Source organism: Methanosarcina baikalica, assembly GCF_031461075.1.
GTDB lineage: Archaea > Halobacteriota > Methanosarcinia > Methanosarcinales > Methanosarcinaceae > Methanosarcina > Methanosarcina baikalica.
The window spans coordinates 1-18,897 of record NZ_JAVKPK010000044.1; the positions used below are offsets into that span (position 1 = coordinate 1).

General features: G+C 42.4%; 14 protein-coding genes. 5 read left to right on the forward strand and 9 right to left on the reverse strand.

The features are described from left to right. Positions 1 to 77: 77 nt before the first annotated feature. The 3 genes from RG963_RS10955 to RG963_RS10965 form a co-directional block, all read right to left on the reverse strand. Complete coding sequence (locus RG963_RS10955) at positions 78 to 842, reverse strand: ABC transporter ATP-binding protein (protein ID WP_310576315.1); 765 nt, start codon at positions 840 to 842, stop codon at positions 78 to 80. A gap of 1 nt (position 843) precedes the next feature. Continuing rightward, a complete protein-coding gene (locus tag RG963_RS10960; RefSeq protein WP_310576316.1) occupies positions 844 to 1,632 on the reverse strand; it encodes an ABC transporter permease in 789 nt (262 codons plus the stop codon). A gap of 146 nt (positions 1,633 to 1,778) precedes the next feature. Beyond that, positions 1,779 to 2,807, reverse strand: coding sequence for an ABC transporter substrate-binding protein (locus RG963_RS10965; RefSeq protein WP_310576317.1), 1,029 nt, complete (start codon positions 2,805 to 2,807; stop codon positions 1,779 to 1,781). A gap of 363 nt (positions 2,808 to 3,170) precedes the next feature. On the opposite strand from RG963_RS10965, the gene RG963_RS10970 reads away from it, so the two are divergent. Next, on the forward strand, positions 3,171 to 3,692 hold the full coding sequence (locus RG963_RS10970; protein WP_310576318.1) for a helix-turn-helix domain-containing protein: 522 nt from the start codon (positions 3,171 to 3,173) through the stop codon (positions 3,690 to 3,692). Between the two features lie 457 nt (positions 3,693 to 4,149). Here RG963_RS10970 and RG963_RS10975 read toward each other — a convergent pair whose 3' ends face one another. From RG963_RS10975 to RG963_RS10995, 5 genes are all read right to left on the reverse strand, one after another. Then, positions 4,150 to 7,617, reverse strand: a complete 3,468-nt coding sequence (locus tag RG963_RS10975; RefSeq protein WP_310576319.1) for an S-layer protein domain-containing protein — start codon at positions 7,615 to 7,617, stop codon at positions 4,150 to 4,152. 192 nt (positions 7,618 to 7,809) lie between these two features. Further along, positions 7,810 to 8,832 carry a thiamine-phosphate kinase gene (gene thiL / locus RG963_RS10980; protein ID WP_310576320.1) on the reverse strand — a complete coding sequence of 341 codons (1,023 nt, stop codon included), beginning with the start codon at positions 8,830 to 8,832 and terminating at the stop codon, positions 7,810 to 7,812. A gap of 461 nt (positions 8,833 to 9,293) precedes the next feature. After that, positions 9,294 to 10,067, reverse strand: a complete 774-nt coding sequence (locus tag RG963_RS10985) for an anaerobic ribonucleoside-triphosphate reductase activating protein (RefSeq protein ID WP_310576321.1) — start codon at positions 10,065 to 10,067, stop codon at positions 9,294 to 9,296. Between the two features lie 50 nt (positions 10,068 to 10,117). Next, positions 10,118 to 12,430, reverse strand: a complete 2,313-nt coding sequence (gene nrdD / locus RG963_RS10990; RefSeq protein ID WP_310576322.1) for an anaerobic ribonucleoside-triphosphate reductase — start codon at positions 12,428 to 12,430, stop codon at positions 10,118 to 10,120. A gap of 79 nt (positions 12,431 to 12,509) precedes the next feature. Beyond that, entirely contained in the window at positions 12,510 to 12,761 is a 252-nt protein-coding gene (locus RG963_RS10995) for a glutaredoxin family protein (RefSeq protein WP_310576323.1), read from the reverse strand. Positions 12,762 to 13,523: 762 nt separating this feature from the next. Between RG963_RS10995 and radB the strand changes: the two genes are divergently transcribed. Beyond that, the gene (gene radB / locus RG963_RS11000) at positions 13,524 to 14,180 is read left to right on the forward strand and encodes a DNA repair and recombination protein RadB (protein ID WP_396654722.1); all 657 of its coding nucleotides are present in this window, start codon (positions 13,524 to 13,526) and stop codon (positions 14,178 to 14,180) included. Positions 14,181 to 14,343: 163 nt separating this feature from the next. Here radB and RG963_RS11005 read toward each other — a convergent pair whose 3' ends face one another. Then, complete coding sequence (locus tag RG963_RS11005; protein ID WP_310576324.1) at positions 14,344 to 15,444, reverse strand: inositol-3-phosphate synthase; 1,101 nt, start codon at positions 15,442 to 15,444, stop codon at positions 14,344 to 14,346. Between the two features lie 927 nt (positions 15,445 to 16,371). On the opposite strand from RG963_RS11005, the gene RG963_RS11010 reads away from it, so the two are divergent. The 3 genes from RG963_RS11010 (at position 16,372) to RG963_RS11020 (ending at position 18,882) form a co-directional block, all read left to right on the forward strand. Beyond that, on the forward strand, positions 16,372 to 17,391 hold the full coding sequence (locus tag RG963_RS11010) for an S-methyl-5-thioribose-1-phosphate isomerase (protein WP_310576334.1): 1,020 nt from the start codon (positions 16,372 to 16,374) through the stop codon (positions 17,389 to 17,391). Between the two features lie 326 nt (positions 17,392 to 17,717). Beyond that, positions 17,718 to 17,885 carry a preprotein translocase subunit Sec61beta gene (locus tag RG963_RS11015; protein WP_310576325.1) on the forward strand — a complete coding sequence of 56 codons (168 nt, stop codon included), beginning with the start codon at positions 17,718 to 17,720 and terminating at the stop codon, positions 17,883 to 17,885. Between the two features lie 25 nt (positions 17,886 to 17,910). Beyond that, positions 17,911 to 18,882: an alpha/beta hydrolase gene (locus RG963_RS11020; RefSeq protein WP_310576326.1), complete on the forward strand. Its 972-nt coding sequence runs from the start codon at positions 17,911 to 17,913 to the stop codon at positions 18,880 to 18,882. Positions 18,883 to 18,897: the final 15 nt, after the last annotated feature.

Consider the following 18,897-nt stretch of genomic DNA (forward strand, 5'->3'; position numbering starts at 1 on the left):
CTTCTTTTCTTCTTACTTTTCTTCGTTCATTTTCTTTGCATTTTCATACCGAGTTTTATCTTCTTATGTGTCAAAATTTACCTGTGGAACCTTTCCTCTTCCAGAAGTTTAAGGACACGATCTCTTAAACGGTTAACTTCGGGACTTGTCCGGCAGCGTGGACGGGGCAGCTCAACTTTTACAATCTCCTTTACCCTTCCTGGTCTTGAGGTCATCATCACTATCCTGTCTGAGAGAAAAACCGCCTCATCCACACTGTGAGTCACGAAAAGGAAGGTCACATGTTTTTGTTCCCATATCTTCAGAAGTTCATCCTGGAGGATATTTCGAGTCTGAGCATCCAGAGCCCCAAAGGGCTCGTCCATGAGGAGAACTTCGGGCTCATTGGAAAGGGCTCTTGCAATGGCTGCTCGCTGCTGCATGCCCCCGGACAGTTCATACGGATAGCTATTTTTGAACTGCTCCAGGCCCACAAGATCGATATACTTATCCACATGCTTCCGGGCTTCAGCCTTACTAATTCCCTGCATTTCAAGCCCAAAAGTAATGTTATCGATAACCGTTCTCCAGGGAAATAGAGAATATTGCTGGAAGACCATGCCTCTTTTGGGATCCGGACCCGTTATAGGGACTCCGTTGAGTGTAATTTCTCCTGAAGTCTGGGTTTCAAGCCCTGCAGTGATACGGAGCAGAGTGGTCTTACCACAGCCAGAGGGTCCCAGAAGGCAGATAAACTCTCCATCTTCAACATCAAAGCTCACATCATGTAAAGCTTCTGTGCCGGAATTCTCTTCTTTTTTAGTGAAGGTGCGTGAAACATTTTTTACGCTTACTCTGCCCATCTTATACCACAGTTCCTGATGTCCATCTCAGTAATTTTGCGTCTACATAATGCCTGAAAAAGCGGTCAATTAAAAGGCCCACAAATCCTAGCAGAAGCATGTAAACGAGTACAAAATCCATCTTGTGCAGAGAATAATAGTGCCAGAGGCTGTACCCAAGTCCCTCAGTGCTAACCCCTAACATTTCTGCGGCAACAATGCACATCCAGCCTACTCCCATGGCAATCCTGATTCCTGCAACAATTGAAGGCATAGCTGAGGGGATTGCAATAAAACGTATAAGATCTATATTTCGGGTACAGCCTAGAACCTTTGCCGCTTCAACATAAATTTTTGGTACGTTTTTAATACCTGTGTAGGTATTGATAATAATAGGAAAAACCATTCCTACAAACACAATGAAACCCCCAGCCTGGTGAGTAAGCCCAAACCATACCAGTGCAAAGGGAATCCAGGCAAGAGGAGGAATCGGGCGCAATATCTCTATCATAGGGTCGATTGCCCTGTCTATTTGTTTGAACCATCCCATATTAATTCCAAGGGGAATTCCAATTGCAAGCGCTGCAATAATGCCAATTGAAAAGTGAAGTAGACTTATCAATATATCCGTGAAAACTAGCCCGCTTTTGACAATAGCAAAGAAAGCGATTATTACATGATAAAAACTCGGTAGAGTAAATTTGTCCTGTATAATCACATCCGCTGTAAACTGCCATATAATGATTGCAGCTATGAGAGATAATGCTCCAATACCATTTTCTTCTATTGTTTTTATGAAACTATTTTTCATGGCTAATCAAAAGAATTCTTACTTTTTTATCTTTCCGGCAGATTTCATTTTTCAGAAAAAAATAAGGGTTCAAATTGCCCTTAATTAAAGAAGGCAAAGACAATTGAACATCTTACTTAAGTTTTGATTTTATATTTTCTCCTGTTTTATTTCTCACTGACAGCTTTCTTATAGAAACTTGTATCAAAGATGTCTTCTTGTGTCAGCGGTTTCGGGATGTACCCAAGATCAGATTGAGCTTTTGAGTACTCAACAGTTGAATTTTCGATAAGTTCCGGGTCTGTAATCCAGGCTCCGTCCCATTCCTTTAGAGAAGCCTTTGTGGTTTCAACATCGACTTTGGTCTTATTTGAAAAAATCTCAGCGGCTTCGTCCACGTTTGCCCCGTTGTATTCGGTTGCCTTAATATGGGTCTTTACAATCTGTTCTACAATATCAGGATGTTCTCTGATAAGTTTTCCGCTCACCACGAGCACACAGCAGGCATGGTTTGGTTGCATCTGTCCAGATTGTACGATGGTACGCCCATTACCTTGCTCTTCGACAATTGTAGGGGAAGGATGTGGCAGGAATACAGCTGCGACCTGTTTGGCTGTGATAGCGCTTATGGCATCTCCGCCAGACATCCCGACGATTGTAACATCTTTTTCAGGATCTAGCCCGTTTTCCTTGAGCCACCCCCTGAGAATGGTATCCTGAATCGTTCCTACTGGGAAGGTAGCTATTTTTAGTCCTTTTAAGTCCTTGGGGCTTTCATACTTGTATTCAGGCCTGAGGACAAGACTTGAGCCATTTATCTGTACAGGCTCAACAATCTTTGCGTCAAGTCCCTGGCTAATCGCTGTAAGCACAGGGGCTGCCCCAACATAGGCTACATCCAGGCTTCCAGCCATCATAGCCTGCATTTCAGGATCTCCTGTCGGGAACGAATTCTCTTTGATCTCTTTAATTCCATATGGTGCAAGGTCTGCTTGCCACCATCCTTTTTCAGCCGCAGTCATATATGCGATCTGATGGGTGCTTGGCTGATAGCCAAATGTCAGTTCGGTAATTGCAGGGGCTTCTTTAACTCCGTTTTCATTACTGGATACGTTCCCATTATTGGACGCGCAGCCGGATGCGAAGGCAAATGCGACGAGTAATAAAGTAAGTGTAATTACGCCTAATTTTTTCAAAGCTTCACCTCAATAATTTCTATAAATGATAACTTTCATTAGCTAAATAATATCTTCTGAAATCGGACTTCCCTAAGGAAAAGCCACAGGTTTTTTCATTTTTCTGTGTTAGCTTGTCGCAAACTCTTTTCAAAAGTCATGTAATCCTTCAAAAAGAATGTTCAGTGAAAATAAACAGCATATACTTTGATATGTTAATATTTTTTGAAATTTACTATATATATTTTCTCAAACGTTCCTTAATTATATCCCAAATGTATTAATATATCTGGATATATTTCTCATTCAGGACTAAAACTCCTGTGAAATGTAGATTATTTAGAAAATTGAAAGTTTTTTACAGGATTTTAGAGGTTGAATCTTATGAATGTTGCAGACAAGGTTATCAAATCCGCGTTTGAATCCGATGAAGTTTTTCAAAAAACACTTTCCGTTGTAATTAAGGAGGATCTTAATCTCACTGCCGTGGATTTTGCCAAAAAAGCAAATATCCCTCCGAGTACTCTCTACAAGATTCTATCAGGAAACCGGGACCCTAACATCAAAACCCTCCGTCAGATCGTGAAAACGATCCGTGATATCAAAGAGTCGGATAGTGGAGATTTTATCGCTGTAATTGCAGCTCGCTCGGTACTTGACAATATTGTAGAAACAAAGAAAAAGATTGCTGGCAGGCTAGTCACAATAAGGGAATATTCGGCAACCTCGATGGAAGAAGCCATAATAGCAGCTGTTAACGCCGAAAGGGATGGAGCAAAAGCCCTGGTCTGTGCTCCCATAGTAAGTCCTACAGTAGAAAAAATCCTGAATATTCCCGTCACGACCATTATCCCGAAGAACAGCCTTATAGATGCCATCGAACTTGCACTCAAAAAGATGGAGTAAAACTAGAATCGAACCTTAGAAACAACTACTGTATAGCCTGTAATGAACCTTAGAAACAACTACTGCATGGCCTGTAATAATACATCCCAGATAATATCGAATAAGACTCTGAAAAAAAGCTAAATTTAAACTAAATTTAATCATATTTGAGTTAAATTTAAGTCACAGCTGAATCAAATTTAATTTTTTTAAAAATTACTTGTTTTTAAAAATTAAAAGAACCCGCGTTTCGAATTAACGCGGGAATTTTAAGTTTTGTTTTGTTTTGTTTTATTTTATTTTATTTTATTTTGTTTTATTTTATTTTATTTTATTTTATTTTATTTTATTTTATTTTATTTTATTTTATTTTATTTTATTTTATTTTATTTTGTTTTATTTTATTTTATTTTATTTTATTTTATTTTATTTTATTTTATTTTATTTTTGTCTTTAAGTTTTTTGTTTTCCTGTCTCTTTATTTTCTTATGTTTACCGACTTAATAAGCTCCTCTACCTTTTTCTGAAGTGTTGCCATATCCCCACCGCCTTTAGTAAAGAAGTAAGCAGCTCCACCGATTATTAACAGCACGATGGCTCCAAGGGCATAGAGCAGCACAGAAGACTTTTCTTTTACTATGTAGGTTGCGGTCTCTCCTTCTACTTCTACTGTATAGTTTCCTGGCGCTTCTTCTACATGTTCAAAGGTTACAGTGGTATTTGTATCCACATCCAGGGAAACTTCTTGGGAGTCAGTTACGTTTCCGTTCACAGATAATTTTATACTCTTATTTCCGGCAGCATTGCCTGTATTTCCGACATCAACCGAGATTTTCGTATCCTTTCCCGCACTTACTTCTAAAGGATCAATTACCAGGTTTGAGAATTTGAAGATGGCTTCAAAGTCTTTTACTTTTACATTTATATCCTGGCCAAGGAATCCTTCCTTTGTTACACTCACTTTAAGGGTACCGTTTTTCTCTGTTGTATAGGCAATTTTTCCGTCGGATCCTGTTTTGTTAAGAGCATTTCCATTAATCGAAACGTTTGCGCCCTCAATTGGATCGCCACCTATTGCCTTGACAGCCTCAATATTAATAGTGTCGCCGATGTAAACCGTTTCAGGCGAAATATTGATTGTCATTTTCTCTTTAGGAGGAATGACATTGATGTTTTTGTTTGCAGTCGTATATCCGTCCTTTTCTGCGGTCAACTTCAGGGCTCCGGCACTTTCTGCCGTGTATTCAACATTCCCATTCGCGTTGGTTTTACCTGCGCTACTTTCGTTAACCTTTACAGCGGCACCTTCTACCGGATTTTCGCCTGCAGTCACTCCTATATCAAAAGTATCGCCCACAACAATTTCATCAGGTACACTTATTTTCAGTTCCTGGCTAGAATTACTTCCGCCTGCAACCTCAACAAAGGGGTAGAACCTGAGGGTACTGTCATCAGCGGTTTTGAAACTGACATTGCCCATAATCTCGACGGTTTCGTCTTCGCCAAGTCCGATGTCGTCATCATTTTTCATTGTGATGCCGCTCTCAGAAACACTGCTGACTTCCATCTCGCCGAAGGGATCTCCATTATTGATTTCAGTGTAATCGTCCGAGATCTGGAAGATACCCTGTACGAAGACAGCAGAAGTCTCACTTCCTGCAAAAACCGTGCCGAAATGGACTATAATGAGGGGTATATCCGTAGCTTTGCCTATGTCGGTTTTGTAAACGTAGTCCTCACCGGAGGTGACAAAAGCTTCGTCTACTACATCTCCATCTTTTTCGAGCTGAACCCAGACACTTTTTCCATTAATATCGACTTCCTTGGTATTCAGAGAATAACCATCTTCAAGGGTAAGGGCAGAGCCTGAATTCATGGACTCTTTGTCATCGGTATCCGTAAGGACTTTGCACAGGATGTTGTTCGAAAGAAGGCTCACATCATCAACAGTCCCGTCAACGGCTCCATCCGGATACCCAGCAAAGTACTTGTCTGCCATGAACCCAACAACCGTGAAATTGCCCCAATCGCCGTGTTCAAATTCAACAGCTTGGGGTGTGGACTTGTATACCAGGTCGCCTGAGGGTATATCTCTATTTTCAAACTTTTCGACGGTTAGATTTTCGGTCCCTATTCCTTCATCTATATTGTAATAGAAACCTTCAAAGTTGAATGGTGTCCAGCTTGGAAGTGCATCATTAACATCTTCGTCATATACGGTCCCACGCAATTCGTAAGTACCGGATTCCGAGGTGTCAAGGATCGGGGCAAAGCGCAGGTCGCTGTTATCGGCTACTTGGAGCTTTATCTTGCCCATGAGGTCGATAGTCTCTCCTTCATCAAGTCCGATATTGTCCTCATTCTCCATCTTTATTTCACTGCTGCTCAGGGATGTTACTTCCATTTCCCCAAAGGGATCTCCATTTTCAAGTTCTACATAATTGTCCGAGATCTGGAAGAGCCCTTCAACAAATGCAGCAGAAGTTTCACTTCCTGCAAAAACCGTGCCGAAATGTGCAATGATTATGGGTACGTCTTCTGATTCGCCAAGTTTGGTTTTATAGACATAGTCGTCTCCAGAGGAAACAAAGGCGTCATCGACAACGTCTCCATTCTTTTCGAGCTGGACCCAAACACTTTTTCCATTAACATCGACTTCTAAGATGTTCAGAGAATAACCCTCTTCAAGGGCGATAGAGTCTCCAGTATAAGCAGATTTTTTATCGTTGTTGTCAATGAGAATCTTGGAGAGAATACCATCGGAAATCGGGCTTACATCGTCCGCTATAACCGTGGAATTTTCTTCACTGTATCCTGCAAAGTACTTGTCTGCCATGAATCCGATTACCTGATACGAACCCCATTTACTGTATTCAAAATCAGTTTCAGTAGGTCTTGTGACATATTCAATGTTTCCTGAATCTATACTTCTGCCTATATCCGTAATGGTCATCTCTTCTGAGGACACTCCGGTATCAAGGTCATAGTAGAAGCCTGAGTAACTCTGGGCATCCCATGTGTAGGTTGTAGGCATTCCCTCTTCCCAGATCCTGTTCCCGCTTGAATCGTCTGTGGATCCTACGCTCACAGTCCATTTTTTTGTCGATGAATCAGAAACACCGTTGGGGTCGCTGATAACTGCCTCGAGGGTATAATTGCCTTTACTATCTCCTTTAAACTCGTATGAAGAAGATGTTACATTTCCCTCGATTTTCTGTGAGTCGCCCTCAACAAGCCAATTAACACTAATGTCCTGGTCGTTTGTGCTGGAGTTGACATTGAAAATCTTGGATTTCCCCTGAGACACTTCAACTGTCCCTTCGGCAGGATCCAGATTAATTGGTAATGCAGTTGCCGATACTGTCCAGTCCCATTGATAACTGGCAGTTTCCGTACCATTCTGGGCTACAACAGTGATATTATATTTGGCTGCTGAAGACGAAGCCTTTTGATACGTATCTGACGTTACTTCACTGGCCGAATCAACTAGTTGTCCGTCCATGTACCAGGTAAAGTCTGCTGCCTTGTTTGTCTCAATACTGAATTGTTGGGTTTCATCTATTCCTGTAGTTTTATCTTTCTCAGGAGTTGTTTTTGTAATTGACAGTGTACCTTCAGTGCCGATTACATTCCAGGCTGCTATTTGCCCGACTCCTTCTATTCTAGCAGTCACCTGGTACGAACCCGACTTGAAGACATGAGTGAGAGTTGCAACATCTTCGCTATCAGTTTGTACTGTTTTGTCCACACCATCTTCAGTCCATATGACAGTCGCGTTTTCGTTTAAAGGAATGGTAAATGCTTGAGTTGCACCTATTGTCCCTGTAACAGTCGAATTCTGTGAGGGTGTAGGGTCTGATACTGTACTGGGGGCTGCAATTGCAGCTCCGCAAAATAACCCTAGCACCAGAATTGCTGTAAATATCTGTAAACTAGCTTTTTTCATAATCGATCCTTCTTAACCTTGTGCATAAATTATGTTATTATAAGTTAGTCAGTTTAGCCTGGAATCTGCTCTATTTTGTGATCTTTGTGAGCTTTATCAATCGAGCTTGTTTCAAAAATATATAAACACTTCTTAATTTTTTGTTTTTCTCATTCCAGGTTTTTGCTTTATGGGGGTTGAGTTAGTTTTTAATCAGGAAGATTTATCAACGGGTTCGGCTTTTAGTTGCTGGTATCCTCGCTGTTCTATAGTTGTAAGCTTATATCCGGGGGATTCGAGCACAATGCCCGTTTCATACTTCGTGCATTCTCCTATAACAGTTAAGTTACATATATTTTGTACTTTTTTCAGCTTTTGTGGGTCAATTGTAATAAGAAGTTCGAAGTCTCCACCTGTGTAAAGGGCAAGTTCCGTCAGTTTTTCTGAACTTGAAACAAATTCCCTGACTTCCCTGAGAATGGGAAGGGTATTTTCCCGGATCCTGAAACCCACATGGCTCTGTCTGGCAAGGTCGTAAAGGGACATTGCAAGGCCGTCGCTCGTATCCATCATGGATGTGGCTGCTCCGGATTCGGCCAGTTTGCGGGCTTCTTTCGTGCGCGGGATGGGTTCAAAAAGAGTCTTCAAGATAGTTTCACTTACAGGCTTTTTCGACTGGAGTGCCTCCAGAGCTACTCCGGCAGATCCTGTATATCCTGTAACACAGACAAGGTCACCTGGCCTTGCTCCGCGCCGAAGAAGGATCTGGCTTTTTTTTACCCTGCCAAGTGCCGTCCCTGTAATTGTCAATTCTACGTGGGTGTCAAGGTCGCCTCCGATAACTGCAGTTCCGCAGAATTCGGCACATGCCTGCATACCTTTTGCAAGTTCTTCGACAAAAGCAACTCCGGTATCTGCAGGCATGCCAATTGCCATAACAACCCCTGTGGGTTCTGCACCCATGGCTGCGATATCACTGAGGTTTACGGCTGCAGACATCCACCCCATTTGCCAGGGAGTCATTTCTTCCGGGAAATCTGTGGTTCTATGCAACATGTCTGTAGTAACAACCAGGCAGTCTTCGCCTTTCAGGTCAAGGACGGCACAGTCATCTGAACCTGCACCTATAAGGACTCCTTCCTGTCCTTTCTCCTTGCCATCGGGGGCTTTGAAAATCTCAGACAAGCGGGAGATGAGAGCTCGCTCTCCGACTGAAGATACTTTTATGTCTTTCATGATCTTTTCTGAAAACGATAATTTTTGGTTTCCTTTTTATAGATATGTGCCCTCTGCAGGCCAAAACGGACTGAATTCCTCTCCTTTACCTAATTTATGTAATGCTGGAAGTTACACAAAAATTTAGTAGTATCAACAGAGAAAGTTTCAGTATTCAATGGGGGCATTATTCCAAAAGTTCTAACACTTGTCCACGGGCATTGAATGAATAAATCCTTTCAGGGGTTTCACATGTGCCCTTTATCTTTTGAGATGCATAAGACTTTTGTAAACTTCAAATTCATTTGAACCTAAAATGTGATTTTCTATAAAAGGCTGAAGAGGAAAATATTCAAAAGCTGGAAATATAGATTAAAGCATTTTTGAAGAGAAACAAAAGAAAATTAAAAAGAAAAGTGCAGGATAAGTATCAATAAAGTATCAGGAATCATGTGATGTCATATGAGTTGATATCATATGAGTCAAATAATTTCTTCCCCGACCTCTTCTGTCCTTATTCTCACTTCTTTCATAAATTTTTTTGCTGCTTTTCCCAGTTCATATAATTCTTCCCTTTCTAAAACCCTTATTTTCCTGAGCTTTTCCTTAAGGCTGTATTCTGGAATTCCCTGCTGCAAGACATAGGTAACTTCCCTGTTTTTCACATGTTCCGAAATCCAGGAAGCTATGCTGGAAATTTCCTCTCCAGTTCCGATAAAATCCCTGATAAGTGTTGTCCGGAGCTCCAGTTCCAGCCCGCAGGAATCAGCGATCTCGATCGTTTTTATGACAGATGCAGTGATTTCTTCAGGAGTTTTTTTGACAGCTTCGTATTCTCCGCAGCCCACAACTTTTCCGTAAAGTCCGGGATTATCCGGGGGAGCTTTTACATCAATAAAAAACTTATCAACCAGTTTTCTCTCAACCAGTTCACGTGCCATTTCAGGATAGCAGCCGTTTGTGTGAATTCCAATTGCAAGCCCTATTTCTTTTACAAACTCCGCAAGAGGCACGACTGCCGCCTGCATTAGAGGTTCTCCTCCGGAAAAAACAACCGCACTCACAAAGGGCTTCGATTTTTTAATTTGCTCTTTTACAAAATTGAGTTCCACAATATTACAGGGCTCCTCCAGGTAAGGATGGTTCTGGCAGTAGGGGCAACGAAGAGGGCATCCTTGAAGAAAGATCGTGACTGCAGCCTTTCCTCTCCAGTCCAGGGTTGAGATTGGGACAGTGCCTGCATAGTTTACTTTCATAGCTTACCTTTTCTCATAATCCTATGTATAAAAAAGGATTAAAGGAACTCTTACTTGAGTTCTCTTGTTTTGTATCGTTTTCTGTCCAGGAGTTCCTGGCGCTTGCCTTTGTTCCAGCCTTCTACTGACTGGAGATATCCTGTGATCCTTGAAAGGTGCTGCACGTTCTCAGACCTGCACTTCGGGCATCTGTCCTGCAGGCCATCGGCCACATATCCCTCGTCAATGCACACAGTCATGTCCCTGGTAAAAGCAAAGTAACCTGTCTGGGTATTCTTTGCTATATGCATGGCAAGCTCCTGCAGGCCATCAGGATCCGGCTTTCCCTCTCCAAGCCAGATATGCATGATATTTCCGCCATCCACAATCGGGAAGAAAGTGTGCTCATACTTTATTCTGTCAGGCAGCGATATGTCTGCACCAGGTGATACGTGTGTTCCATTCGTATAATAAATGGGCAGGTCGTGAGTTTCATTGAACTTTTGCTTTGCGGCCTTCAAATCACCCTTAATTATGAGTTCTGCTTTATCGGCATATTCCCTATGCAGAAGGTCCGAGACTGCAAAACGCTGGGCGGTCGTTTCCGCAGGCGTTCTTGCAAGAGCAATTTCCATACCAGTTTCCTGTGAAAGCTTTTGAGCGTGCATTTTCATTTCAAACATAGCCCTGATCGCAAGCTTATATGCAGCAGGAGACTCGTGGATCTGATAACCTGTGTGGTATTGGACCATCTCATTAATCCCTACTATTCCGATAGTGTAAACAAGGCTGTCGAAATCCACAGCCATTACTCCTTTTTCCCCGGTGTTAGGGTCCTTTGGACACTGGGCTGCAAAGGGAATTCTGTTTTTCTTGATCAGGCTGTTCATCCATTTTCGTTTGATCTTGAAAACTTCTACACTCCTATTCATAAGGAGCTTGAACTCATTGAAAAGCTTTTCATCGTCATATTCAGCCCTGTATGCAGCCCTGGGGCAGTTTAAAGACATGACCATCCATGAGCCCATTGAAAAGTGTTTCCCATTCCTGAAATGGAGCTTGTCGTCGAATTCTTTATCATCTGTAGGGTTTGAAGAAAACTGGTAGGCACAGCACTGGTAACATGAAATCCCCTCTCCTGCACCTCTGTACTCTGGAAGCTGGTTATCAAAATATGGAGTCCCGAATTTGGCAGCCAGTTCGAAGGTTATCCTGTACAGCTCTTTGTAAGTTGGAAGGTCAGGGTGAGTACTGTTGAATTCTTCATCTTCTTCAATGAAGTCAGGTTCAATGGAAATTTCGGGCTTAGGGAAACTGAAAGGCTTGCCCCAGGCATCTCCTTCAAGCATAACGTCCATCATAGCTTTAAACCCAAGCCGAACTTCTTTTTCGAACTCTCCGTAGGTTCTGAGGGGAGCCTGTTTGCCATCCCAGACCTTCCCTATAGCTACAATTGGAATATTTTTCCAGAGCTTCGGGACACCCGGGGAAAGCTGTACGGATGAAAAGACAGTCTGTCCGCCTCTTGCGCACATCATCTGCATCATTTCATAGACAAACATCTGCATAAGCTGCCTGATCTCGGTTTCTGACTTGCCTTCCAGATAGGGAGCCATAAAGGTCAAAAAATTGTAAAAACCCTGCCCACCTGCGAAATTTGTCTGAGCCGAGCCCATAGCCTTTACCGCGTGAAGGAAAGCTACCTCGGCATTTTTTGCAGGTTTTGCCACACTGGATTGAGTTCCTACCCCATCAGGCATGAGTCCGTAATAAAAGAAATAACGCAGATCCCAATCCTGGCAAAAAGGCCTTGTGCCCATATATTCGAGGTCATGGATGTGGAAGTCCCCGTTAAGGTGCAGGTCGGCAAGCTCTTTTGGCATCAGAAGGAGATTTTGCTCCTTGGACATTTTGTCGGCTTTTCTTTTATGTGAGGTTTCGGCATTGTTCAGCTGGTTTGCATTATCATTTGCCTCAAAGCCGTATCCGGTATCTATTTCGTAGGCGTCGTAGACAGAAGCCCCGACCCTGGTCATGATATTTCTCCATTCTACATGTCCCCTGTCAAGAAGGATATTGTTTACTATTTCCCGGATAAGAGGACCTGAGAGAAACTTGATATTCATCTTTTTAATTATTTTTTCCGCTTCTTTTGCAATATCAACGGCTTCTTCTTTCGTGATTGCAGGGCTGCTATAGAAGATTTCGCTTAATTTCGTTTCTTTCAGGAGCTGGTTTACAATTATGTTCCTATCCCAGTTAAGAATGAAACCATCTGTTGTCCTTACTTTGGGGAGGGGGGAGACGGACAGCCCGTCAAGTGTTTTTTGCACTGGCTGGTTGTCAGATAACTGGTCATCGGGTAAGAGAATCTCGCCTGTCATTTTCTCATCTTCACTAACTGTTTTAAGGATGGAATCTGCAAATGTATTTAAGTTATTTTTAATTTTCAGACCGCTTTCATCATAAGATCCCCTGGATTTTTTCAGGGTTCACTTCTTCCCCACGGAAGAGTTCCTCGTGAGTCAGGAAAGTATCATTGATCTGTAAAACAGGTGCAGTCACTGTGAAAACTCCGTTGAAACGCAGTTCGGTGAGAGCTTCAGGAGTAGCCATGTCTGCTACTTCGAAAGCCACTGAGTTTGCTTCCAGGAAATTTTTTAATTTATTGCATTTCGGACAGCGCTCCGTTGTATAGACGATTATTTTTTCCATGCTTTACGCACCTCTGCTTTTTACTCTAATTTTTAATCTGATTTTTAGTTACCGTTTCTTTATTGAATGCTTTCGTTTCTTTACTACATGTTGCGTTTATTTGCAGTGTATGGAGGATTGAGCGCGCCAGTGCAGAGCGCATCACAGCAACAAAACAAAATTCCACCTGAGTACTACTCCCTCGCCAAACTTTTTAGTTACATAATAATTCTCATAAATCAGTTAGCAATATCGGAATAGAACGGGAATTACCTTTGATTCCAGGTAAATATTCTAAATGCCCTATCACTTAATAACGGTTTTTCAACTCAGGTCTGGATACAATAACATTCTTATTTTGTATACAAAGATTCTCTCTTTGTTATCAGATCTGGTAACAGATGTAAGGAATCCTGTTTTTGAAAAACGGCCTGCTTTAAGAGAACATTTTCAAGTACAGAAGGCTTTTCCTGGTATCTACAGCCACTTTACAGAATACAGGTATGGCTACCATATATAAGGCATTATTCCTTGAAAACTTTACAACATATTAATAAAGGATGTTTCCAGTTTCACTATACTATTGTGAAATCCTTCTTTCTTCTTCTCAGGCCAGGGAACTCAAACCTGAGCATTTCTTCCATGTTCACTCTACCTTTTTTATCCCCTTTAAAAAATCTTTAATCTTTCAGGAAAGGCTGAAAATTACAAAAAAGCGTTATATCATTGGTCAGTTATACTTCTATCAAGTGCAAAAAGAGGTGTCATTTCATAGATAAATTATTGTCTTGCGGCTGCAAGCCCCTTGACGAACTTCTAGGAGGAGGTTTCGAGATAGGGATTGTAACTCAAATCTTCGGACCTGCAGGAACCGGGAAAACAAATATTTGCATCCAGCTTGCAGTGGAATGCGTAAAGCAAGGGAAGAGGGTTATTTTCATAGATACTGAAGGGCTTTCTCCTGCCCGTTTCAAACAGATTGCAGGGGAAAATGCAAAGGAAATAGCCAGAAGCATCATTATTTACGAACCCCTGAGTTTTGAAGAGCAGTATGCAGCCGTGAGAGAGGTGGAGAAAATAGCCGGTGAGAATATTGGTCTCGTGATCCTGGATTCTGCAACCTCATACTACAGGTTTGAACTTGAAGATGAGGAATCCGGCATGAAAAGCCGCAGAGAACTTGCCAGCCAGATAGGGTTTTTGCATGCCCTGGCCCGCAAATACGGCTTTGCTGCAGTCATAACCAACCAGGTGTATGCCGACATTATATCAGGAGGGGTGCGCCCATTGGGAGGGAGCTTCCTGGAGCATATATCAAAGGCGATTATCCAGCTTGAAAAAACAGGTGACGGAAACAGACGCGCCATTTTGTACAAACATCGCTCCCGTCCTGAAGGCTTAAGCGCCGAGTTTAAAATTACAGCTGAAGGACTTCGTTAAACCGGGAAAGAAAAACCGGGAAAGAAAAACCGGAAAAGAAAAACCGGGAAAGAAAAACCGGAAAAATATTCAGAGGCCGAAAAAACTTAATAAATTCCCGGAATCTTCCGGGTATTTCCGGCATCAAAACCGCTTTTTATAGGAATCTCTTTTTTCTAGGGCTTCAACGTTCCCGTGTTCCGGCTATAAACTCTTCGGTCCTTCGGTAAGCTTCGTCATCAGGGTACTGAATAGCGGGATGCTTCATAAAATAGGATGCCGGAGAATAAAGTACTCCTCCTATTCCGCGGTCAAGAGCCAGTTTGCAGCACCTGATGGCATCAATTACCACACCTGCGGAGTTGGGGGAATCCTCTACAGAGAGTCTGAGTTCAAGGTTCATGGGCACGTCCCCAAAGAGTTTGCCTTCCATTCTCAAAAAACATACTTTATTGTCTTTTTGCCAGGCTACGTAATCGCTAGGTCCGATGTGAATGTTTTCGTCCTCAAGCTTGTGTGAAAGTACGGACTGGACAGCTTCGGTCTTTGACTCCCTTTTGGAAACAAGCCTCTCTCTGTTGAGCATGTTAAGGAAATCAGTATTTCCCCCAGTATTCAGCTGGTATGTCCTGTCGAGCTTTACGCCTCGTTTTTCGAAAAGGTCTGCAAGGATTCGATGGGTAATGGTAGCTCCAAGCTGGGCTTTAATGTCGTCGCCAATGAGTGGAATATTCTTTTCTTCAAACCTTTTTGCCCATTCAGAATTGCTTGCGATAAAAACAGGCATATTATTGATCAAAGCCACACCTGCTTCGAGGGCACATTCGGCATAAAAACGGACTGCTGCTTCAGAACCTACAGGCAGGTAATTAAGAAGCATCTCAGCGCCCGAATTTTTCAATTCATTTACGATATCTGCTTTTGTTGCTTCCTGTTCCCTGCTGACAACAAATGTGTATTTTTCTTCATAATTCTTCATATGGTCAGAGACGCCGTCAAGTACTCTGCCCATTTTTACCTTCACGCCTGTAGACGGAACATCAGGGCAAAAAATCGTTGTGCAGTTCGGGGGAGCAAAGATGGCCTCAGCCACGTCTTTTCCTACTTTCCTGGCATCAATGTCAAAAGCAGCAACAACTTTGATATCATTGGGTTTATACCCTCCAAGATCCCAGTGCATTAGCCCGATGGATTCTTTATCACCGGCTTTATAATATTCAATGCCCTGTATCAAAGAGCTTGCACAGTTCCCGATTCCTGCAATTGCTATTTTTATTTTTGTCATAAGCGCTTACTCTCCGATGAATACTCAGATTTTCATAAACCGCATTAATATAATGACAAACCCACTACGATTTCTGAAATCTATAGATTCAAGGATTTACGGATTTAAGGTTCTTGAAGTTTATGAATTAATATTCCTGAAATTACGAACCTTCCTGTATCTCAGCTATGGATTTTAAACCTTGTCTTATTTGTGATGTTACTCTATAAATCTATTATATTTAATTTTGTCTTTCTGGAAAAAAATATTGTCTTTATTATAGGAAAAAGCGTGAAATCTCGAAGCTAAAGACTTCGGAGATATTAAAGACTTCGGAGATATAAGCGTCAACTTTTTCGACATTCTTTTCACTATCTTTTGACTTGATATGCTTTCCAATCTATAATATCCAAAAATTGGTTTCGAGAACAAGCAACCTTTGTAAAGAACAAGCAACCTTTGCAATAATGTTCATCTTCAGGTTCATGCGGTCATAGAAAACCTTTCGTTCTTGCTTGAAAACATGAAAGCCGAGTCGAGAAGGAACGATAACATGGTCAGGGCCGGCACGGTCCTAATTACGCTTATGGAGATTCCGAAGGTGGTCTATAAAGCAAGAAGCCCCCAAGTCTTTAGCTTAGAGTTAGTTCACACATGCCTAACACATAATATTTTTATTATCCGAACAAAATTCTGATTCTGAGTCCGGCCGCCGTTTGCTCCACCCGCTACAATTTTTCCAACTATTTTTAAATTTAAGGGTTAAAGGTATTTTAATGTAATTTCATTTTAAGTTTCTCAGATTGCCGGATAATGCAGGGAGGAAAGGACAATGAATTGACAACGAGTTCCTATAGAGTTGAATAGTTTTTTATCTGATGGGGAGCTTGAAAAGGAGGCCGGAAGATTTCTCGGCAGAAGCTGATGCTTACATCGGAAAGTGATCTTATGAGGACAATTGACTGGAAGGAAGAGTCCAACTCCGTGGTGCTGGTAGACCAGACCCTGCTCCCGAAAGAGTACAGGATAATAGAATGCAACACCTTGAGTTCCCTCTGCGAGGCTATAAAATCTCTCAGGATAAGGGGTGCGCCTGCTCTCGGTGCAGCAGGAGGTTTCGGGATTGCCCTTGCAGCTTTCCTTAGCGGCGCCAGAGATTTTGAAACAATGGTTAGAGACCTTGAAGTTGCAGGAAAAACCCTTAAATCGACTCGTCCTACAGCAGTAAATCTTGGCTGGGGTGTGGACAGAGTCCTGAGGGCGGTTTCGGATGCCTTTGATGTAAATGGAGTCCGGGATATTGCCCTTCAGGAAGCCAGGGACATTGCGGAAGAAGATGTGGCCACCAACAAGCTGATAGGCGAATATGGGGCAAAATTCCTAAAAGACGGAGATACCATACTTACACACTGCAACGCAGGCAGACTCGCATGTGTAGACTGGGGTACAGCCCTGGGAGTTGTACGTTCGGCTATTGCTGAAGGCAAAGAAATCAAGGTCATTGCCTGTGAGACCAGGCCCCTGAACCAGGGGAGCAGGATCACTACCTGGGAACTGATGCAGGACAAGATTCCAGTAACCCTTATTGCAGATTCGATGGCTGGATGGGCAATGCACCAGGGACTTGTAGACAGCGTGCTTGTAGGAGCCGACAGAATCACCCAGGATGTAATTTTCAACAAGATCGGGACCTATTCGCACTCTATTCTTGCAAAAGAACACGAAATTCCCTTTTATGTGGCAGCCCCGATCTCTACTTTCGATTTCAATGGTTGGGAAGGCAGCGTAAAAATCGAAATGCGAAACCCTGATGAACTGCGCTTTTTCGGGTCTGAGCAGCTAGCCCCAAAAGACGTGGAAGTTTACAATCCCGCTTTTGACGTAACTCCCATGGAAAACATAACTGCGGTAATTACCGAAAAGGGAGTGTTTTATCCGCCTTTCCTGCTGGACGAAGTACTTGTTTGAGAATTATGCTTTCAAGAACATGATGAACTCCCCTCAACCTCCTAAAGCCTGGCTGCTCAGAAATTCCTCTGCTGGATTTATATATCAGAACTGTAAATTATCTGATGATCACCAAACTTAACAGGAAATTTAACAGTTATGCTAAGTTTTCAAATGTTAAGTTCTCAAATTTCCAGTTGCTAATTTCCGGATAATTATTTTAACATACGCCATAACAATATATTATATGCAATGAAATTTATATTCTAATTACAGTACATTTTTATATTCCAATTACAGTACATTTTTATATTCCAATTACAGTACATTCATGCAGGTGTTAATTTATGGCTAAAAAATCAGGTAACGGTCTCCAGTCCTCTGCAGGGCTCATGCGCTACTATGAGGCAGACAAAAATGCAGTTCACATTCAGCCCAAAACGGTTCTTATTATTGGCGCCCTTACGGGCATAGTAGTATTATTCTTATGTGCTGTAAACGGCTTCTGGCCGTGATTACAATTTTTCGGGCAGGGTTCCCTTGAGCAGACATAATCCTGGAAAAAACGAGAATAAGAAAAACGCTTCTTCAGGAACCAGAACTCCTAAACCCTCAGTTCTTCTTATGGGTTTTCTTCTTATACTTGTCGGCATCTTCGGAGTCCTGTACAATCCTTCCAACTCCACCGCCGCCACGGTCCCCTGGGAAGTTTCGGAAACAGGCACTCTGTCTTTCCCCCAGCGAGAAGAGCCTGTATTTACAACTCGGGAAATCGAAGATGTATACGCCCCCGAAAGTTCAGATACCTTAAAATTGCTGTCTTTTGAAAGCAAAGGAGATAACATCCAGGCTCTCTTAAGAATTCCTGCAAACTCTTTTTCTTCTCCGGGTATAGTCCTGCTGCCTGGAGCAGGGGTTAGTAAGGAAGCCGAACAGGGTTTGGCCGCAGAACTCTCAAAAATGGGGTATTCAACCCTTACTCTTGACCAGCGCAACCTGGGCGGCATAAATATGGGGAGGGACCTTGAACTTTTCAAGGCTGGTCTTGAGCCCCTGGAATATGCGATGGTTTATGATGCCCTTAAAGCGGCAGATGTACTTGCAGCCCAGCCGGAAATTAATAAAGAAAGGCTTGCAATCCTCGGGGAAAGTAACGGTGGGAGATTTGCAGTTCTTGCCTGTGCCCTTGACCCTTCCCTTAAAGGAGTTATCGGGATCAGTACTGCAGGGTATGGTACTGAAGAAACTGATCCTGCCCTTATAGATGATCCTGAAGCTTACCGCTTCTATCGTTCAATCGATCCGGATACCTATCTCCCTATCTTGCCGCCTGCTAAATTTGTGCAGATTCATTCTGTTAATGATAATGTAATCTCCCATGATCTGGCACTCAGGACCTTTGCCCTTGCAAAAGAGCCAAAGGCAATGTATAATGTTACGGAGGCGACGCATGGATATACAACTTCAATGCGCCCTTACCTTGAAAAAGAACTTTCTTTTCTTCTGAATTAAAGGCTATGGAATATA

Bases quoted from the DNA above. Each gene is read 5' to 3' on its own strand.
- RG963_RS10955 (WP_310576315.1), bottom strand. From the start codon at position 842: ATGGGCAGAGTAAGCGTAAAAAATGTTTCACGCACCTTCACTAAAAAA.
- RG963_RS10960 (WP_310576316.1), bottom strand. From the start codon at position 1,632: ATGAAAAATAGTTTCATAAAAACAATAGAAGAAAATGGTATTGGAGCA.
- RG963_RS10970 (WP_310576318.1), top strand. From the start codon at position 3,171: ATGAATGTTGCAGACAAGGTTATCAAATCCGCGTTTGAATCCGATGAA.
- RG963_RS10975 (WP_310576319.1), bottom strand. From the start codon at position 7,617: ATGAAAAAAGCTAGTTTACAGATATTTACAGCAATTCTGGTGCTAGGG.
- thiL (WP_310576320.1), bottom strand. From the start codon at position 8,832: ATGAAAGACATAAAAGTATCTTCAGTCGGAGAGCGAGCTCTCATCTCC.
- RG963_RS10985 (WP_310576321.1), bottom strand. From the start codon at position 10,067: ATGAAAGTAAACTATGCAGGCACTGTCCCAATCTCAACCCTGGACTGG.
- nrdD (WP_310576322.1), bottom strand. From the start codon at position 12,430: ATGACAGGCGAGATTCTCTTACCCGATGACCAGTTATCTGACAACCAG.
- RG963_RS10995 (WP_310576323.1), bottom strand. From the start codon at position 12,761: ATGGAAAAAATAATCGTCTATACAACGGAGCGCTGTCCGAAATGCAAT.
- RG963_RS11005 (WP_310576324.1), bottom strand. From the start codon at position 15,444: ATGACAAAAATAAAAATAGCAATTGCAGGAATCGGGAACTGTGCAAGC.
- RG963_RS11010 (WP_310576334.1), top strand. From the start codon at position 16,372: ATGAGGACAATTGACTGGAAGGAAGAGTCCAACTCCGTGGTGCTGGTA.
- RG963_RS11015 (WP_310576325.1), top strand. From the start codon at position 17,718: ATGGCTAAAAAATCAGGTAACGGTCTCCAGTCCTCTGCAGGGCTCATG.